This window comes from Methylobacterium sp. V23, from assembly GCF_002917135.1.
Lineage (GTDB): Bacteria > Pseudomonadota > Alphaproteobacteria > Rhizobiales > Beijerinckiaceae > Methylobacterium.
This window is the reverse complement of record NZ_PDHT01000012.1, coordinates 121,221-138,366: the sequence shown is the minus strand read 5'-3', so window position 1 is coordinate 138,366 and position 17,146 is coordinate 121,221. Positions and strand designations below refer to the sequence as shown.

General features: G+C 68.2%; 14 protein-coding genes. 4 read left to right on the top strand and 10 right to left on the bottom strand.

Annotated elements, in window-relative coordinates:
* Positions 1 to 125 precede the first annotated feature (125 nt).
* On the top strand, positions 126 to 458 hold the full coding sequence (locus CRT23_RS13585; protein WP_055953464.1) for a hypothetical protein: 333 nt from the start codon (positions 126 to 128) through the stop codon (positions 456 to 458).
* A gap of 260 nt (positions 459 to 718) precedes the next feature.
* Here the strand turns inward: CRT23_RS13585 and CRT23_RS13580 are convergent, their stop codons facing one another.
* The 3 genes from CRT23_RS13580 to guaA form a co-directional block, all read right to left on the bottom strand.
* Positions 719 to 3,895, bottom strand: a complete 3,177-nt coding sequence (locus tag CRT23_RS13580; RefSeq protein WP_103710134.1) for a CusA/CzcA family heavy metal efflux RND transporter — start codon at positions 3,893 to 3,895, stop codon at positions 719 to 721.
* Between the two features lie 32 nt (positions 3,896 to 3,927).
* A complete protein-coding gene (locus CRT23_RS13575) occupies positions 3,928 to 5,019 on the bottom strand; it encodes an efflux RND transporter periplasmic adaptor subunit (protein ID WP_245436199.1) in 1,092 nt (363 codons plus the stop codon).
* Between the two features lie 594 nt (positions 5,020 to 5,613).
* Positions 5,614 to 7,170 (bottom strand): glutamine-hydrolyzing GMP synthase, encoded by a 1,557-nt coding sequence (gene guaA, locus CRT23_RS13570; protein ID WP_055953455.1) that lies wholly within the window; start codon positions 7,168 to 7,170, stop codon positions 5,614 to 5,616.
* Positions 7,171 to 7,334: 164 nt separating this feature from the next.
* Between guaA and CRT23_RS13565 the strand changes: the two genes are divergently transcribed.
* Positions 7,335 to 7,562 carry a hypothetical protein gene (locus CRT23_RS13565; RefSeq protein ID WP_055953452.1) on the top strand — a complete coding sequence of 76 codons (228 nt, stop codon included), beginning with the start codon at positions 7,335 to 7,337 and terminating at the stop codon, positions 7,560 to 7,562.
* Between the two features lie 122 nt (positions 7,563 to 7,684).
* Here the strand turns inward: CRT23_RS13565 and CRT23_RS13560 are convergent, their stop codons facing one another.
* The gene (locus CRT23_RS13560) at positions 7,685 to 8,986 is read right to left on the bottom strand and encodes an RsmB/NOP family class I SAM-dependent RNA methyltransferase (RefSeq protein ID WP_103710172.1); all 1,302 of its coding nucleotides are present in this window, start codon (positions 8,984 to 8,986) and stop codon (positions 7,685 to 7,687) included.
* Between the two features lie 165 nt (positions 8,987 to 9,151).
* Here CRT23_RS13560 and CRT23_RS28490 point away from each other — a divergent pair, with 165 nt between their 5' ends.
* Positions 9,152 to 9,325: a hypothetical protein gene (locus tag CRT23_RS28490; RefSeq protein ID WP_181017347.1), complete on the top strand. Its 174-nt coding sequence runs from the start codon at positions 9,152 to 9,154 to the stop codon at positions 9,323 to 9,325.
* Here the strand turns inward: CRT23_RS28490 and panE are convergent.
* The 4 genes from panE to CRT23_RS13540 all read right to left on the bottom strand — a co-directional run bounded on the left by panE (position 9,319) and on the right by CRT23_RS13540 (position 13,406).
* Positions 9,319 to 10,275: a 2-dehydropantoate 2-reductase gene (panE, locus tag CRT23_RS13555; RefSeq protein ID WP_103710132.1), complete on the bottom strand. Its 957-nt coding sequence runs from the start codon at positions 10,273 to 10,275 to the stop codon at positions 9,319 to 9,321. The genes CRT23_RS28490 and panE overlap by 7 nt on opposite strands.
* 78 nt (positions 10,276 to 10,353) lie before the next feature.
* On the bottom strand, positions 10,354 to 10,785 hold the full coding sequence (locus CRT23_RS13550; RefSeq protein WP_055953445.1) for an MAPEG family protein: 432 nt from the start codon (positions 10,783 to 10,785) through the stop codon (positions 10,354 to 10,356).
* Positions 10,786 to 10,845: 60 nt separating this feature from the next.
* Entirely contained in the window at positions 10,846 to 12,339 is a 1,494-nt protein-coding gene (gene guaB / locus CRT23_RS13545; RefSeq protein WP_055953442.1) for an IMP dehydrogenase, read from the bottom strand.
* Positions 12,340 to 12,503: 164 nt separating this feature from the next.
* Positions 12,504 to 13,406 carry a DUF3313 domain-containing protein gene (locus CRT23_RS13540; protein ID WP_103710131.1) on the bottom strand — a complete coding sequence of 301 codons (903 nt, stop codon included), beginning with the start codon at positions 13,404 to 13,406 and terminating at the stop codon, positions 12,504 to 12,506.
* 106 nt (positions 13,407 to 13,512) lie between these two features.
* Here CRT23_RS13540 and CRT23_RS13535 point away from each other — a divergent pair, with 106 nt between their 5' ends.
* The gene (locus tag CRT23_RS13535; protein WP_348628855.1) at positions 13,513 to 15,162 is read left to right on the top strand and encodes an MDR family MFS transporter; all 1,650 of its coding nucleotides are present in this window, start codon (positions 13,513 to 13,515) and stop codon (positions 15,160 to 15,162) included.
* 20 nt (positions 15,163 to 15,182) lie between these two features.
* On the opposite strand, the gene CRT23_RS13530 is transcribed toward CRT23_RS13535, so the two are convergent.
* Both CRT23_RS13530 and CRT23_RS13525 read right to left on the bottom strand, forming a co-directional pair.
* Complete coding sequence (locus CRT23_RS13530; protein ID WP_103710129.1) at positions 15,183 to 15,707, bottom strand: DoxX family protein; 525 nt, start codon at positions 15,705 to 15,707, stop codon at positions 15,183 to 15,185.
* A gap of 79 nt (positions 15,708 to 15,786) precedes the next feature.
* Positions 15,787 to 16,956, bottom strand: coding sequence for a multidrug effflux MFS transporter (locus tag CRT23_RS13525; RefSeq protein ID WP_103710171.1), 1,170 nt, complete (start codon positions 16,954 to 16,956; stop codon positions 15,787 to 15,789).
* Positions 16,957 to 17,146 lie beyond the last annotated feature (190 nt).

Here is a 17,146-nt window from a genome sequence, read left to right as displayed (position 1 = left end):
GGGCGAGCGATGGACGAGAGGCACGTTCCGAGCCTGAACTTGAAATGAACAAAAAGTCAGATTAACTGAATATGAACGTTCAGCCTTCCACAGTCGGCTGCCACTCACCAACCAGGAGTACGGATATGTCCAGCGGACTGTTCCAGAACCTGCCGGGCGCTCACGAGATGGGAGGGCTTCAGGCTCTTCCCAGTGAGCCGTGGCTCCTCCCAATCTCGGACCGGATGGATTCCGCGAAGACGGATGCGGATCGACTGGAAGCGGCTGTGCGATTGTCGGTTCGTCCCTTGCAGCGGGCTGCGAACGCCCTAATGGCGGCGCTCCTGCTTCTTCTGTCGGTGCAGATCGGCGCGGACTGGATCAATACCCGGACCCCGCATCCGACAACGGGCCAGATCGCGGACGCGACTCCGCCGGACATGCCGGTGACGAAGGCCACCCTCACCATCAATAACTGAGCGTTTCCAGCGCCGGTCATGACCGACCCGCTTTCGAGCGGGTCGTCGGGCTGCCGACCTAAGCGTTGCGGCAGCGACATCACCCTCTGCGGCCGAGGCCACTCCGCTATCGTCTTGCGACGAGTCGGGTCGTCACCTGACGATCGAAATACGGTCGGCCCCTTGTAGCCGGCCCCTTGCGGCCTCTCCTCCTGTGTGTCCCCCGATTGCTCGTGTCAGCCCTGCCTGCAGCGGCGTGTCCGCTCACGGTTGGGCCGGGTTCAGGCGTGGGCCGAAGCCGGTTGAGGAACTGCCGTCGATGATGTGTCCGCTGCTTCGTCGTCGACCAGTCCCGGCTTCCGCCGCGACAGCGTGAGGATAAGCACCGGCAGGATCAGCAGAATGAGGAGCGGTGCCAGGCTCATGCCGCCGACGACGACCAGAGCCAAGGGCTTCTGAACCTGCGAACCCACACCGTTTGAAAAGGCGGCCGGCAGGAGGCCGACGCCAGCGACCACACAGGTCATGACCACCGGCCTGAGCTGCGTGTGACAGGTTCGCAGCATGGCGCGCACCCGCTCCTCCCCCTCGCCGATCAGACCGTTGAAGTGCGAGAGCACGATGATACCGTCCATCACGGCAATGCCCAGGAGGGCGATAAATCCGATCGCCGCCGAAACGCTGAAGGGCGTGTCGGTGATCACGAGGGCAAGGACGCCACCGGCCGCCGCCATCGGGATGACGCTGAGCGCCAGCAGCATGTCGATCGCTGAGCCGAAGTTCGTGAACAGCAGGATCGCGATGAGGCCGATGGCGATCGGGACCGTCACCGACAGGCGCGCCAGGGCGCCCTGCATGTTATTGAACTCGCCCACGAGTTCGAGGCGGTAGCCCCGCGGCAGGGCTACCTCGGCGTTCACGCGCTCGCGTGCCTCCAAGATCGCGCTACCGAGGTCACGGTCGCGGACGCTGAACTTCACCGGAAGGTAGCGCTCCTGTCCCTCCCGATAGATGTAGGCGGGCCCTGAGACGAGGGCGACCTGAGCGACCTCGCTCAACGGCACCTGCATCAGCGTGCCGTTCGGCCCCTGCCCCGAAATGCGTAGATTGCGGATGGAGGCCACGCTCTGGCGGAACTGCTCGGCGAGGCGGATGACGATAGGATAGTGGCGATCCGAACCGCTATCGTAGAGGTCGCCGGCGCTGTCGCCGCCGATGGCGGTGCGGACCGTAGCGTTGATGTCGCCGGGGGTGAGGCCGTAGCGCGCGGCACGGACCCGGTCGACGTCGATCTGCACCGTGGGCTGGCCGAGCGACGTGAACACCCCGAGATCGGTGACGCCGGGCACTTTGCGGAGCACGGCCTCCACACGGTTGGCGACCTCCGTCAAGGTCTCGAGGTCCGATCCAAATACCTTGAACGAGTTCTCGCCCTTGATGCCTGAGACCGCCTCGGCGACGTTGTCCTGCAGGTACTGCGAGACGTTGAACTCCACGCCGGGGAAATCGGTGCGTAGTCGGTCCAGGAGATCGCCGACCATCCGGTCCTTGGTCATGCTCGGACGCCACTTCTCGGCCGGCTTCAGCGGCGCGAAGAACTCGCCGTTGAAGAAGCCAGCGGCATCGGTGCCGTCATCCGGCCGGCCGTGCTGCGAGACCACGCTCTCGACCTCCGGCACCGCTGCGATGATGCGGCGGATCCGGTTGACGTAGAGGTTGCCTTCCTCCAGCGAGATCGTCGCCGGCATGGTGGCGCGCAGCCAGAGATTGCCTTCCTCGAGCTTGGGCAGGAACTCCAGGCCGAGCTGGCGCCCCGCCACGCCGACACCGGCGGTGAGCAACAGCGCGAGGCCGAGGGTGAGAATGCGGTTACCGAGGGCGGCGCGGATGGCGGGTCGGTAAAGGCGGTCGAGGGTTCGCACGAGGATCGTCTCGACCTCCTCGACATGGGCCGGAAGCAGGTAGGCGGAGAGGACGGGCGTGACTGTGAAGGTGGCGATGAGGCCGCCGAGCAACGCGTAGGCGTAGGTTTGCGCCATTGGCCCGAAGATGTGGCCCTCCACCCCCGTCAAGGTGAAGAGCGGCAGGAAGCCCGTCACGATGATGATCGCCGCGAAGACGATCGAGCGACTGACGTCCCCAGAGGCTTGACGGATCCGCAGGAGCTTGCCGGCAAGACCGGGCCGGACCACTTCCCCTGTCGGCGCGCCGTGACCGGAGAGCCGCCGGAAGATCGCCTCCACCATGATCACCGTACCATCGACGATCAGGCCGAAATCCAGGGCGCCGACGGAGAGCAGATTCGCCGACTCGCCGCGCACCACCAGGATGATGACGGCGAAGAACAGCGCGAAGGGGATCGTCGCCACCACGATGAGGGCGCTGCGCAGGTTGCCGAGGAAGAGCCACTGCACGATCAGGATCAGCACGATGCCGACCAGCATGTTGTGCAGCACGGTGTGCGTGGTGACCGCGATGAGGTCGGCGCGGTCGTAGATCCGCTCGATGCGAACCCCGGGCGGTAGCAGGCCCATGGCCTCGATGCGCCCGACCTCCGCCTGCACGGCCTCGATCGTCGGCGTGCTCTCTTCGCCCCGCCGCATCAGCACGATACCCTGGACGATGTCGTCGTCGTCGTTCATGCCGGCGATGCCGAGGCGCGGCTGGTGCCCGATCGTAACGGTGGCGACGTCCTTGACCAGCACCGGTGCACCGCCCGACTGCGTGAGCACGGTCTCTCCGATGTCGTCCGTGGAGCGAATCAGGCCGACGCCGCGCACCACCGCCGACTGGGTGCCGAGATTGATCCGGTTGCCGCCGACGTTCAAGTTGCTGTCGTTCAGGGTCTTCACAACGCCGGACAGCGTCAGCCCGTAGGCGGTGAGCCGGTCGAGGTCGACAGCAATGTCGAAGGTCTTCGTCTTGCCGCCCCAGCCGATGACGTCTATGACGCCCGGCACGGCGCGGAAGCGCCGACGCAGCACCCAGTCTTGCAGGGATTTGAGGTCGAGGACGCTGTAGCCTGCCGGGGCCGTCAGCTTGTAGCGGAAGATCTCACCGATGGGGCTGACCGGGGAAATGGTCGGCTTGGCGCCATTGGGAAGGGCGTCGAGCTGCGCCAGCCGATTCAGCACCTGCTGCTCGGCCTCGCGGTAACTGAACTCGAAGCCGAACTGCAGCTTCACGTCCGACAGACCGTAGAGGGAGACCGAGCGGACCTGCTTCAGGTTCGGCAAGCCGGAGGTGATCACTTCGATCGGCACGGTGACGTAGCGCTCGATCTCCTCGCCCGATAAGCCAGGCGCCTGCGTGATCACGTCGATCATCGGCGGGGTCGGGTCGGGATAGGCTTCGATGTTGAGGGTTCGAAAGGCCACCAGCCCGCAGGTCAGCAGCAGCACGAACGCGAGAACCACCAGGGCACGCTGGCGCAGCGCGAGATGGACGAGGCCGGTCATGCGTTGGGTTCCTGCTGCCGGGAGCCGACGAATCAGCCCCGGGTCACCATCCGGTCGATGAACAGTGAGCCGCGCGAGATCACGCGCTCGCCAGTCGCCAGACCTTCGAGGATCTCGATCTTGCTTCCGTCGATGATACCAGGCTTGACCCGGCGGCTCTCGACCGTGTTGTCGGCCTTCAACACCCAGACGCTCGCTTTACTGCCCTCCAGCACCACCGCCGCACGAGGTACTGATTGCGACAGGGTCTCGCGCTCGTTGATGATGCGCACGGTGGCGTACATCTCGGGCTTCAGCAGATTTTGGGTGTTGTCGATGTCGGCCCGGACCGTGATGCGACGGGTGGTGGGATCGACGGACGAACCAATGAAATTGATCCGGCCCTCGAAGACCTTGTCCGGATAGGCGAGCACGCGGAACTTCAGGCGATCGCCGAGATCGACTTTCGCCGCGTCCGGCTCGCGCAGCTGCGCGATGAGCCAGACCTTGGACAGGTCGCCGATAATGTATGAGGGGTCACTCCCACTGGTGCCGATATACTGGCCCGGTCCGATCTTGCGCTGGATGATCGTTCCCTTGAGGGGCGCATTGATCGCCGTCTCGGGGTTGATCGAACCCTTCTGCAAATTGGCCACCTCGTCGTCGCGCAGGCCCAGGATGCGCAGCCGGTTACGCACGGCTTCCAAACCGACCTCGGCCGTCCGGGCATCGTTGGTGGCCGTATTCAGGTCGTTCTGAGCGGATTGAAGCTCGCGCAGGGTGGTGACCCGCGAATCATACAGATCGTGCAGGCGCTTCTCAGCGGCTTGGGCGTAGCCGAGCTGCGAGCGTGATTTAGCGAGGACGTTCAGGGCTGCGAGATAGTCGTTCTGGGCCTGCACCATCTCGTTGGCCTGGATCGAGAACAGGCGCTCGCCCTTCTGCACCTGCTCGCCGGTGCGCGCGAAGATGGCAATGACCCGACCCGGGTAAGGCGAGAACACCGGGGTGGCCTGATACTCGTCGACGCCGATCTTACCCTCGGTGGTGATCTCTTCGTAGAAGAGCCGTTGCTCCACCGTCTCGGTATCGATGGCGGCCAACTGGTCGGGGCTGAGGATGAAATCGCCGTTGCTCGGCGGCATCACTGTGACGGCGGCCGGCGTCGGTGAGGTCGCAGCCCCAGCGAACGTGCCTGGAAACCACAAAAATCCAGTAACGCAAAGACTTGAGACGACTAATAGTATGAAGATCTGGGTACGATGCTTCAGCCCAGCGAGTGGAGCGAACGACCCCTGAGGCTCAACCATCGAATCAATCTCGCGCGTCTTGGCGTTTTTGCACTAAACCGATCCAGCCGGATGGCGCGTCGGTCTGTAGAGGGCCGTCGCTAGAGATACAAGCGTGGCCGATTCACGATTTGGTCGTGCCGTGTATCGCTTGATCGGTGTGGCTTCCCTGCCCAATGAAAGCGGTCACTCCGACAGATCGAGAGGCTGCCGAATATTGGGCTCTCGCCCGCTGCTCGGCCTACGAGAGTACCGAGCAGCCTGACGACAAAACCCCGCGGACCCTAGGGTCTGCGGGGTTAAAGTTGCGTCACATGAATCCCTGGGAGGGACCGTTGGTATACTACATGCCAATTCAGGGACGGCAAGGCTCGTAGCGCGCCGTCACGTCTTATTTTGCCGATAACCCGGGCCGTGTAGAGAAATTTTTCTGAACAGACTGCCTGCAGCTCATTCCCACTCGATCGTTCCCGGTGGCTTCGAGGTGATGTCGTAGGTCACGCGATTGATCCCCTTCACCTCGTTGATGATCCGCGTCGCCACGCGGCCGAGGAAGGCCATGTCGAATGGATAGAAATCGGCCGTCATGCCGTCGACCGAGGTCACGGCTCGCAAGGCGCAGACGTGGTCGTAGGTACGCCCGTCGCCCATCACTCCGACGGTCTTTACGGGCAGGATCACCGCGAAGGCCTGCCAGATCGTGTCGTAGAGGCCGGCCTTGCGGATCTCGTCGAGGTAGATCGCATCGGCCTTGCGCAGGGCTTCGAGCTTCTCGGGCGTGATCGTACCGGGGCAGCGGATGGCGAGGCCCGGACCCGGGAAAGGGTGTCGTCCGACGAAGGCCTCGGGCAGGCCCAGCTCCTTCCCGAGGACACGGACCTCGTCCTTGAACAGCTCGCGCAGGGGCTCGACGAGTTGCATGTTCATGCGCTCGGGCAGGCCGCCGACATTGTGATGGGATTTGATTGTCACCGAGGGACCACCGGTGAACGAAACGCTCTCGATCACGTCGGGATACAAGGTGCCCTGGGCCAGGAAGGCGGCCCCGCCGATCTTCTTCGATTCGGCCTCGAAGACGTCGATGAACAGGCGCCCGATCGTCTTGCGCTTCTGCTCCGGGTCGCTGACGCCGGTGAGCTCCCCAAGAAACAGGTCCTGCGCTTCAACATGGACGAGGGGAATGTTGTAGTGGTCGCGGAACAGCCGGACGACTTCCTCGGCCTCGCCCATGCGCAGCAGGCCATGGTCGACGAAGACGCAGGTGAGTTGCTCGCCGATCGCCTCGTGGATCAGAACCGCCGCCACGGCAGAATCGACGCCGCCGGACAGTCCGCAGATCACCCGCTCCTTGCCGACCTGCGCGCGTATCTTCTCGATCGCCTCCTCGCGGTAGGCGCCCATGGTCCAGTCGCCCGTACAGCCGGCGATGTCGCGCACGAAATTGCGGATCAGCAGTGCGCCATGCGGCGTGTGCGCCACCTCCGGGTGGAACTGCACCGCGTAGTACCGGCGAGCCTCGTCCGCCACCGCCGCGAAGGGGGCGTTCTTCGACATGGCGACGGTGGTGAACCCGTCCGGTAGCTTGGTGACGCGGTCCCCGTGGCTCATCCAGACGGGATAGTGCTCGCCCACGTGCCACACGCCCTTGAACAGGGGGCATTCCGACAGGATCTCAATCTCGGCCCGACCGAACTCCGCATGATGGCCGCCCTCGACCTCGCCACCGAGCTGGGCGGCCATGGTCTGCTGGCCGTAGCAGATGCCGAAGACCGGCACGCCAGAATCGAAGACGATCTGCGGAGTCCGGGGCGAGGCCTCGGTCGTCACCGATTCGGGCCCCCCCGAGAGGATCACGCCCTTCGGCTTCGTCTCGGCGAAAGCCTCGGCCGCCTTGGTAAAGGGGACGATTTCGCAGTAGACGCCCTCCTCGCGGACGCGGCGCGCGATGAGCTGCGTCACCTGGCTGCCGAAATCGACGATGAGGATTTTGTCGTGCTCTGTAGTCATGGCACCGGAGTTAGACGAGGCCTCGGTCTGGTGCAACGGATCGGTCCGCAGAGCCGCCCCGCGGCTGGCGTCGGCCTGGGGATCCGGCGTGCAGTCCCGTTAACCGGTCGTTCACCGCCGGGCGCCGACACCGTGCCCCCCAGCAACGAACAGGAGCCTCAGCCATGAGAGCCACCATCTTCGGGATCGCCACACTCGCCCTCGCCGGACTCGGAGCCACCTCGGCCTCCGCCTTGCCCGTCTCGGCCGGCATCGCACCGGCCGGCGGGATCCAGCAGGTCCGCATCGTCGAGCGCACGGTGATCCGCGGCCCCCGTTGCAAAACCGTCGTTACCAAGCGCCGTGGGCCGATGGGCCGGATGGTCGTGGTGCGCAAGCGCCGCTGCTTTTGAAAGAGCACCGCTGCTTTTGAAAGAGCGCCGCTGCTTTTGAAAGAGCGCCGCTGCTTTTGAAAGAGCGCCGCTGCTCCTGACGGGTCGTATGGATTGGCCCCCTTGCAGGGCCAATCCTCGTTTCAGGACCGCTGCTCAAGGGTGGCGACGTAGAAGCCGTCGGTGCCGGTCCGGGCGGGACTCATCTGGAGACCGTGCCGGGTCAGGCGGACCGCCGAGCCGAGATCGGGCGCGTGCGTGGCGAGGATCTCGGAGGCTGAGAGCACCGCGAAGTCGTCCGGCCGGCGCGCGAGAAGACCGGCGACGGCCGCGTCGTTCTCCTCGGGCAGCAGCGAGCAGGTGATGTAGGTGATGCGACCGCCGGGGCGTACCAGCCGCGCGGCCCGGTCGAGCACCATGGCCTGATCCGCCACACGCGTGCCCAGGGCATTCGGGCGCATTCGCCACTTGGCATCCGGATTGCGCCGCCAGGTTCCGGAGCCGGTACAGGGCGCATCGACGAGGACGCGGTCCGCGCACCCGTCGAGGTCGCCGAGAACGTCGGTGCGGGCCTTGCCGGCGCGGGGCGTACGGATCTCCGCGACGGCACCGGCGCGCCGCAGACGCTCGTGGATCGGGGCGAGCCGGCGGGGATCGTCGTCGCTGGCGACCAATCGCCCGGTATTCTCCATCATCGCGGCGAGGCTCAGGGTCTTTCCACCACCGCCCGCACAGAGATCGACGACGGTCTCGCCGGGGCGTGAGCCGCTGAGAAGGCTCGCAAGCTGCGAGCCTTCGTCCTGGATCTCGTACCAGCCGTCGATGAATTCCGGCTCGACATGGAGGGCGGGGCCTCGCCCATCATCGCCGATGGGGATGCGCAGGCCGTTGGGCGCGTGCGGGGTCGGCTCCGGCGCGAGGTGGACGAGACCCGCCAGGGCCTCCGGACGGCTGCGCTTGAGCGTGTTGACGCGGATATCGAGCGGGGCCCGTCGGCCGAGGGCGCGCAGCTCGTCGAGGGTCTCGGAGCCGAAGGTCGCTTCGAAGGAGGGGAGCACCCATTCGGGGACATCGCCGGCGACGTGGAGCGGGGCATCAGCCAGGGTCCCTTCCACAAGGCGGGTCCTTTCTTCCGGGGTCAGGGGCTCGGGGGCGAAGCGCTCGCCGCTGAACATCTCCGCGATGGTCGGCGCCGCGAGACCATACTGGAGCCGCAGCATGCCGATCACGAGGCTGCGCGCGCCCTCGTCAGCCATGATCCAGGCGGCGGAGGCGCGCCGACGCAGGGCGTCGTAGACGAGGCTGGCGATGGCGGCGCGGTCGCCCGACCCGGCGAAGCGGTGGCTTAAACCCCAATCCTTCAGCGCATCGGCGGCGGGGCGGCGGCGCGCGGCGATATCGGCGAGGACCTCGATGGCGGCGGAGAGGCGGGCGGGGGGCGTCAGGGCAAGATCCTCGAGTTTTAGGGCCGTCGCCTTCCGTAGGCGCCGCGATACCGCCACGCTTCGGGCGAGGGCCGGACACAATACAGTCGAGCTTCCGGCACGTTTACGGCTTAGCTTGCGCCACGGTGCCGCGTGGAGCGGACGCCTGGAGCTTTAGAGAACCCCATGTCTCCCGTCATCCATCTCAGCCTCGCCGGCCTCGTCATGCTGGCAGTCGCCGCCTGTTCCACGGCGCCAGATGCTCCCGACCTGTCGGCGCCGCCCCCGCGCCGGCCGGATGCCAAGACCCAGCTGGAATACGGCGCGCCTCCGCCCCCGCCGCCCGGCCCGCGCTACTGAGGTTTCGCCGCCGCTGCCTCGCGGGCGCGGCGGTTCTCGTAGGCCTTCAGATGCGTGTAGACGCGGTCGAGGACTGGGTGGGCGGTCGCATCGGGCGCTCGCGCGATCAGGTCGCCGATGATGTGGTCGGCCTCGATCCGGGCACCGCCCTCGATGTCGCGCAGCATCGAGGCGGTGAAGGCCGATCCCTCGGCCGTGAGCGTCTTGCGCGTGTTTTCCATCACGCCGGGCCGCGGCGCGTAGCCGGCGGCCTCGGCGATCGCCCGGCACTCCTCCATCAGCGCCTCGATGACGGCGAGGCCGCCCGGAGCGGCGAGGATGTCGCCGATGGTGGCGCGCATCAGGCAGGTGGAGCCGGCCAGCGTCGCCAGGAAACTCCACTTCTCCCACATTTCCAACACCACGCTCTCGCTGAGGCGGGGCTGGAACGTCACGCCCTGCATCAGGGACTCGATGGCCTCGACCCGGGCCGAGCGGCCGCCGGACCGCTCGCCGTAGGTCAGGGTGTGCAGCGGATTCATCTGGCGGATCTCGCCCGCGGGACCGAGGGTCGCCACGATGGCGCAGGATCCGCCGAGCACGCGGTCCGCACCGTATACCAAGTCCAACGCGTCGAGGTGGCGCATCCCGTTGAGCACCGGGAGGATCGCGGTGTCGGGACCCACCGCCGGCGCGACGTCCGCGATGGCGCTGTCGAGGTCGTAGGCCTTGCACGAGAACAGCACGAGGTCGAAGGCGCCGCCCTTGCCGGCGGCGAGGTCGGCGGCGGTGACCGTCTGGGGTGCCGGGATGTGCAGGTTGCCGATGGGGCTCTCGACCGTCAGGCCGGCATCGGCGAGCTTGGCCGCGCGCGCCGGACGGACGAGGAAGGTGACGTCGCGGCCGGCCTCGGCGAGGCGTGCGCCGAAATATCCGCCGGTGGCGCCGGCGCCGACAACGAGAACGCGCATGGTCTCATCCCTTTCGTCGTTCGTGGATCGCGGCCCCTTGGCGGCCGCCCATCCGTCAGGCCGCGCCATCGTACCGGGTCAGATGCCGATCGGCGCCAGGAAGATCCGGATCGCGAAGAGGATCCACATCGCGAGCAGCACCAGCGTGCCGACGGCGTAGGCCCGGAAGCGGTACGGGATGTGGTTCGTGGAGAGATACACGCCCGCGTGGACGAAGCGCGTCGCGACGAAGACCCAGGCCATGACCACGAACAGGAGGTCGGCCTTGCGGGTGGCCAGGGCGAGGCCGACGAGCACGTAGAACAGCACCGGGATCTCGAACTGGTTCGAGAAGGTGTTGGCGGCCTGCTGGGCCGGGGCCGGCCAGTTGCGCTGGCCCAGCGTCAGCTCGCGGCCCTTCACGGCACCGCCGCGCACCGCGGAGAGGCGCATCCGCCCGGTCCAGAACAGCAGCGCGAAGGTGAGGAAAACCTGGGCGAAGACGGGGGCCAGGATGGCTTGGACGGACACGGCGATTCCTATCGGGCGGCGACCCGGCCGGACATCCGGCACGGGCGCACGCAGCGCCGGTCAGGCGCGGCCGGGGTAGTTCGGGCTCTCGCGGGTGATGGTCACGTCGTGGACGTGGCTCTCGCGCAGGCCCGCATTGGTGATGCGGATGAACTGCGCCTTCTCCTGGAACTCGGGGATCGTCGGCGCGCCGACATACCCCATGGCGGCCCGCAGACCGCCGGCGAGCTGGTGCAGCACCGCCGCCACCGGGCCCTTGTAGGGCACCTGCCCCTCGATGCCCTCGGGAACGAGCTTGTGGGTGTCGCTGACCTCAGCCTGGAAGTAGCGGTCGGCGGAGCCGCGGGCCATGGCGCCCACCGAGCCCATGCCGCGGTAGCTCTTGTAGGAGCGGCCCTGGTGCAGGAACACCTCCCCCGGGGCCTCGTCGGTGCCGGCCAGGAGCGAGCCCAGCATGGCCACGGAGGCGCCGGCCGCGATCGCCTTGGCGAGGTCGCCCGAGTACTTGATGCCGCCATCGGCGATGACCGGCACGTCCGCGCCATGGGCGGCCTCGACGGCCTCCATCAGGGCGGTGAGCTGCGGCACGCCCACGCCGGCGACGATGCGGGTGGTGCAGATCGAGCCCGGGCCGATGCCGACCTTGATGGCGTCCGCGCCGGCATCGATCAGGGCCTGGGCGCCGTCGCGGGTCGCGACGTTGCCCGCCACCACCTGCACGGCGTTGGAGAGCTGCTTCACCCGGCGCACCGCGTCGAGCACCTTGATCGAGTGGCCGTGGGCCGTGTCGACCACGATCACGTCGCAGCCGGCATCGATCAGGCGCTCGGCCCGCTCGAAGCCGCTGTCGCCGGTGGTGGTGGCGGCGGCGACCCGCAGGCGGCCCTGCTCGTCCTTGACCGCGCCCGGATAGGCGACCTGCTTCTCGATGTCCTTGACCGTGATGAGGCCGATGCAGCGGTAATGGTCGTCGACGACGAGCAGCTTCTCGATGCGGAACTGGTGCAGCAGGCGCTTGGCCTCGTCCTGGCTCACGCCCTCGCGCACGGTGATGAGCCGGTCGCGGGTCATCAGGTCGGCGACGGTCTCGGACGAGTTCGTGGCGAAGCGCACGTCGCGGTTGGTGAGGATGCCGACGAGCTTGCCGCGGGAGCCGTTGGGGCCGCGCTCCACCACCGGGATGCCGGAAATGCGGTTCTGCTTCATCAGCGAGAACGCGTCCGCCAGGGTCTCGTCCGGGTGGATGGTGATGGGGTTCAGCACCATGCCCGACTCGTACTTCTTGACGAGGCGGACCTGCTCGGCCTGCTCGGCCGGCTCGAGGTTGCGGTGAATGACGCCCATGCCGCCGTTCTGCGCCATGGCGATCGCCATCGGCGCCTCGGTGACGGTGTCCATGGCCGAGGCCAGGATCGGCAGGTTGAGGTGGATCGAGCGGGTGAGCCGGCTCGCGATCTTCACTTCGGTGGGCATCACCGAGGAGGCTGCGGGGCGCAGCAGGACGTCGTCGAAGGTCAGGCCCTCGATGATGGAATCAGCGGTGATGCGGGCCATGAACCAACTCCGGAACGGGTGCTGCGTCGGGCCCTCACGGGCGTTCCGACGTCACTGGGTTGGCACGGGCCAGTATCATGCGCGAGGAACCGGCGCAAAGCCGCCGGTGCGCGCGTCCGACAGGAAAATGCGCCAGGGGCGCCGTTCTCCGGTGGGGGTTGCGCCTAGCGCACGCCTCGGGGGGCGCCCGGCAGGCCCTCGGCCGGTCCCTTGTCGGTCCATTCCGGCGGGGCGCCGACGTAGTCGCCGAGGATGCCGTCGATGCCGGGCGCGCGGCCGAACGCCTCGCAATCCGGGTCGAGGGGCGCCTCGCCGAGGGTCGTGATGCGGACGCGATCGTAGGTCGGCAGCGTGAGCGGCGCCTTGAACGGGTCCTGGCCGGTGGCGAGGTAGAAGCCGAAATCCTGGCCGAACTCGCCGGCGAGGTCGTAGGCGTCGCTGGCCGGGGAGAACCGGGCCTGGTTGGTGAAGGCGTTGCTCGCCCCGCCCCAGACCATGGCGGCCCGCTGCACGTTGCGGCTGTCGAGGGCCTCGGCCTCGACCGTCAGGCTGCCGAGACCGATGGGGATGCGGGGAATCGGGATGCGGCCGACGGCCGTCGCGAAACCGGCGCCGAGCTGGGACGCGATGGTGATGCCCGCCGAGGTCGCCACCGTGGCGCCGGCCGCCGGGACGTTGGTGAGGTCGATCCGGGTCACCGCCGAGCGGACGGTGAGGTCGGCCTTGCGGCCCGAGACCACGTCGTAGCGCAGGGAGAGTTCGTAGCAGAGGGCCCGGTCGGCCGCGTTGGCCACGAGCTTGCGCTCGGCCGGGGTCAGGCCCGGGGCCACGACCTCGGAGAAGGAGGTGGGCACGATCCGCACCGTCCGGGTGGCCGCGAGGGCCGCCGGATCGACGAAGATTCGTGAGGAGCTGGCCGTCTCGTCGCTGCCGGCGAGGCGGTCGTAGCGAGTCAGGGCGCCGGATTCCGTGAGCACCACGGTGCCGCAGCCCGCGACCGCGGCCGCCAGGGCAAGGCTGGAGACGAAGCCTGCCAGCCTGCGTCGATGTTCGAACCTCGGAAGCATCGGTGACTTTCTTGGGGACGCGCGGGTGGACGCTCGGCACGCCTCCCCGGGAAAGGCGTCTCCCGAAGGAGCCCTTTCCGAGGGGGAGACCTGCGGCGTCCAGATCATGCCGGCGAGCTTAGCGGCTCCAGCAACATTGTGGAAAGGTGAGCAGGCCCGTCGCCGGTCCGATGCTGGACCGATGTGGCCGCAGGGCCACGCCGCCGGAGGCGTCAGGCCCTGCACGTGCGACATGCCGCTTTCATCCCGTGCCATTCGTCACGGGACGCGCGCTTGCCGCGGCGCGGCTTTTCGTCGGTATGAGGCACCCGAACGGCCCGACCGGACCTATGTCTCGCCGATGCGCACCTCCCAGATCGTTCCCCTCGTCGTCGCCACCGCGCTGTTCATGGAGAACACCGATTCCACCGTGATCGCCACCGCGCTGCCGGCCATCGCCCGGAGCCTGAACGAGGACCCGATCGCCCTCAAGCTCGCGCTGACCGCCTACCTCGTCAGCCTGGCGATCTTCATCCCGATCAGCGGCTGGATGGCGGACCGGTTCGGGGCCCGCACGGTGTTCCGGGTCGCACTCGGGGTGTTCATGGCGGGTTCGCTGGCCTGCGCGGCCTCGAACTCCCTGGCGGGCTTCGTCGCCGCCCGGTTCTTCCAGGGGATCGGCGGGGCCATGATGGTGCCGGTCGGACGCCTCGTGATCCTGCGCAGCGTGCCCAAGAGCGAACTCGTCAGCGCCCTCGCCTACCTGACGATCCCCGCCCTGATCGGACCGATCTTCGGTCCGCCGCTGGGCGGCTTCATCACCACCTACTTCGACTGGCGCTGGATCTTCTTCATCAACATCCCGATCGGGATCGCCGGCATCGTTCTGTCGACGCTCTACTTCGAGAACATCCGCGAGAGCGATCGGCCGCCCCTCGACGTCCTCGGCTTCCTGCTCTCCGGGCTGGGGCTGGCCACGCTGATGCTCGGCCTGGCCTCCACCGGCCGCCACCTCCTGCCGGACGGGGTCTCCTGGGGCTGCCTCGTCACCGGGGGACTCCTCCTGGCGCTGTATTTCCGGCATTCGCGCGGCATCGCCCATCCGGTGATCCGCCTCGACCTGCTGCGCTATCCGACCTTCCGGGCGGCGGTGACCGGCGGCAGCCTGTTCCGGATCGGCACCGGGGCGATCCCGTTCCTGCTGCCGCTGATGCTGCAGATCGGCTTCGGCCTCGATCCCCTGCGCTCGGGCCTCATCACCTTCGCGGCGGCGGCCGGGGCGCTGCTCATCAAGATCATCGGCCCCCGCATCCTGCGCGCCTACGGCTTCCGGCGGGTGATGCTCGTCAACGCCCTCGTCGCCTCGGCCTTTCTCGCCGTGAACGGCCTGTTCACCGCCGAGACCCCGCACGCGATCATCATCTGCCTCCTGCTGATCGGCGGCTGCGTGCGCTCCCTGCAGTTCACCTGCGTCAACGCCATCGCGTATGCCGAGCTGGAGACCCGGGAGATGAGCGCGGCCACCAGCCTCGCCAGCGTGGCGCAGCAGCTCTCGCTCAGCCTGGGCGTGTCCCTCGGGGCCCTGGCCCTGGAGGGCGCCGCCGCGTTCCACGGCCGCAGCGAGATCGCGGCGCAGGACTTCGCCCCAGCCTTCCTGGCCGTGGCGCTGATCTCGGTGATGTCGTTCTTCCCCTTCCGCCGGCTCAGCCCGGAGGCCGGGGCCGAGGTCTCGGGGCACCGGCTGGTCGCCGCCGCCCCACGCAACGCGATGCCGTAGGACGCCCGGGGGCGCGGGCCTCAGGCCGCGGCGCGGGCGGGCGCCCGGCCGCCGGGCGCGCGCTTCGGCTTCGAGCCGCCCCGTGCGCCGGCCGTCGGCTTGGCCGCCGACCGGGCCGGGCTCGCCGCGGCGCGGGCGCCCTGGCGCCAGCCCTGCCAGCTCCAGCGGCCGGGTCCGGTCATCGCGTACATGAGGAAGCCGCCGGCGAGACCGAAATCGGCCAGGAGCAGGGTGCGCTCGGCCACCGCGCTCGGGCCGACGAACTGCCAGAACGGATGCAGCAGCACCGCCATCACGCCGACGAAGACGGCGAGCGCCAGCCCGCTGAGGCGCGGCAGCACGCCGAGGATCAGCGCCACCGGGCCGAACACCTGGACGATCACGGCCGCGGTGGCGACGGCGTTCGGCGACGGCAGGCCGGTGGCCGCGAGGGTGATGGCGAAGCCGGAGACGTTCAGGGCCCGGGCGACCCCGGTGGGCAGCAGCGCGGCGGCGAGCAGCAGCCGGGTGAGGAAGAGCAGTCCGTCTTGGGCACGGCCGGTCACGTCTGGGGCTCCGTCAGGTATCCTGGGACACCGAGCTTTGTCGTGACCGCCTGAAGACGGCGTTAAGGCTGCGAGCCCCTCAACCGGAGACGCCGCCGCGGAAGAGGCGGCCCCGCTCGGTCCAGGCCACGACCGCGAGGGCGAGGCCGCCGAGGAGCGCGTAGCCGATGCCGATGGGCAGCACCGAGCCGTCGAAGGCATGCCCGATCAGGAAGCCGCAGAAGGCGCCCAGGATCGTGGTGTAGAAGCCGAGGAAGGACGAGGCCGTGCCGGCGATCTCGCCGAGGGGCTGCAGCGCCAGGGCGTTGAAGTTCGGCATGGCGAAGCTGATGAGGAACTGGTTGGCGGCCAGGATCGTCAGGAACAGGGCCAGGGGCGGGTGACCGTGATAGGCGAGCCCCGCCACCACCTGCCCCACCGCCACGACGACGAACAGGCTCAGGCCCGCATGGGACAGCGGCCGCATGCCGAGGCGCCGGACGAGGCGGGCATTCACCAGGGTGGCGGCCCCCATGGCGCCGGCGACGAGGCCGAAGGCCAGGGGGAACAGGCCCCCGAGATGGTAGAGCCCCGTGTCGAACACCTGCTGGGCCGAGCCGACATAGCCCATGATGCAGCCGGTGAGCAGGCCCAGCGCCGTGGCGTAGCCCACCGCCACGCGGTTGCGGAAGGTGATGGCCACCGCCTGGGCCACCGCGCCGAGGGAGAACGGCCGCCGGTACTCCGGATGCAGCGTCTCGGGCATCCGCCAGGCGAACCAGAGCACCAGGATGCCGGCGAGCGCCAGCATCGAGACGAAGACGTAGACCCACGAACCGAACAGCAGCATGGCTCCGCCGATGGCGGGCGCGATCATCGGCACGATCAGGAACACCATCATGATGAGCGACATCACGCTCGCCATCTCGCGCCCCGCGAAGCGGTCGCGCACGATCGCCGTCGACAGCACGCGCCCGCTGGCGGCGCCGATGCCCTGGATGATCCGCGCCGCCAGGAGCCAGCCGAAGGACGGCGCCACCATGGCGAGGCCGGTGCCGACGACGTAGATCGCCAGGCCCGCCAGCAGCACCGAGCGCCGGCCGTAGGTGTCCGAGAGCGGCCCGTAGACGATCTGCGCCGTGCCGAATCCGATCATGTAGACGTAGATGAGGAGCTGCAGGCTGTTCGGGTCGACCACGCCGAACCGCGCCTGGATCGCCGGGAACGCCGGCAGCAGGTTGTCGATCGAGATCGCCGTCACGGCCATCATCAGGGCGACGATTCCGACGAACTCGCCGAAGCCCGGGCCCGTCCAGGGCCATGCGGCGGGTCCGGAGACGGCGTCGGGGATCGGGGGTGCCGGGGCGTGCGCGGTTTGAGCCGGGACGATTTTGGCCGGAGCGGTCTGGGCCGGGGTGGTGCTCACCTGGGACGGTCCTCGGGGGCTGGGGCGGCGCGGC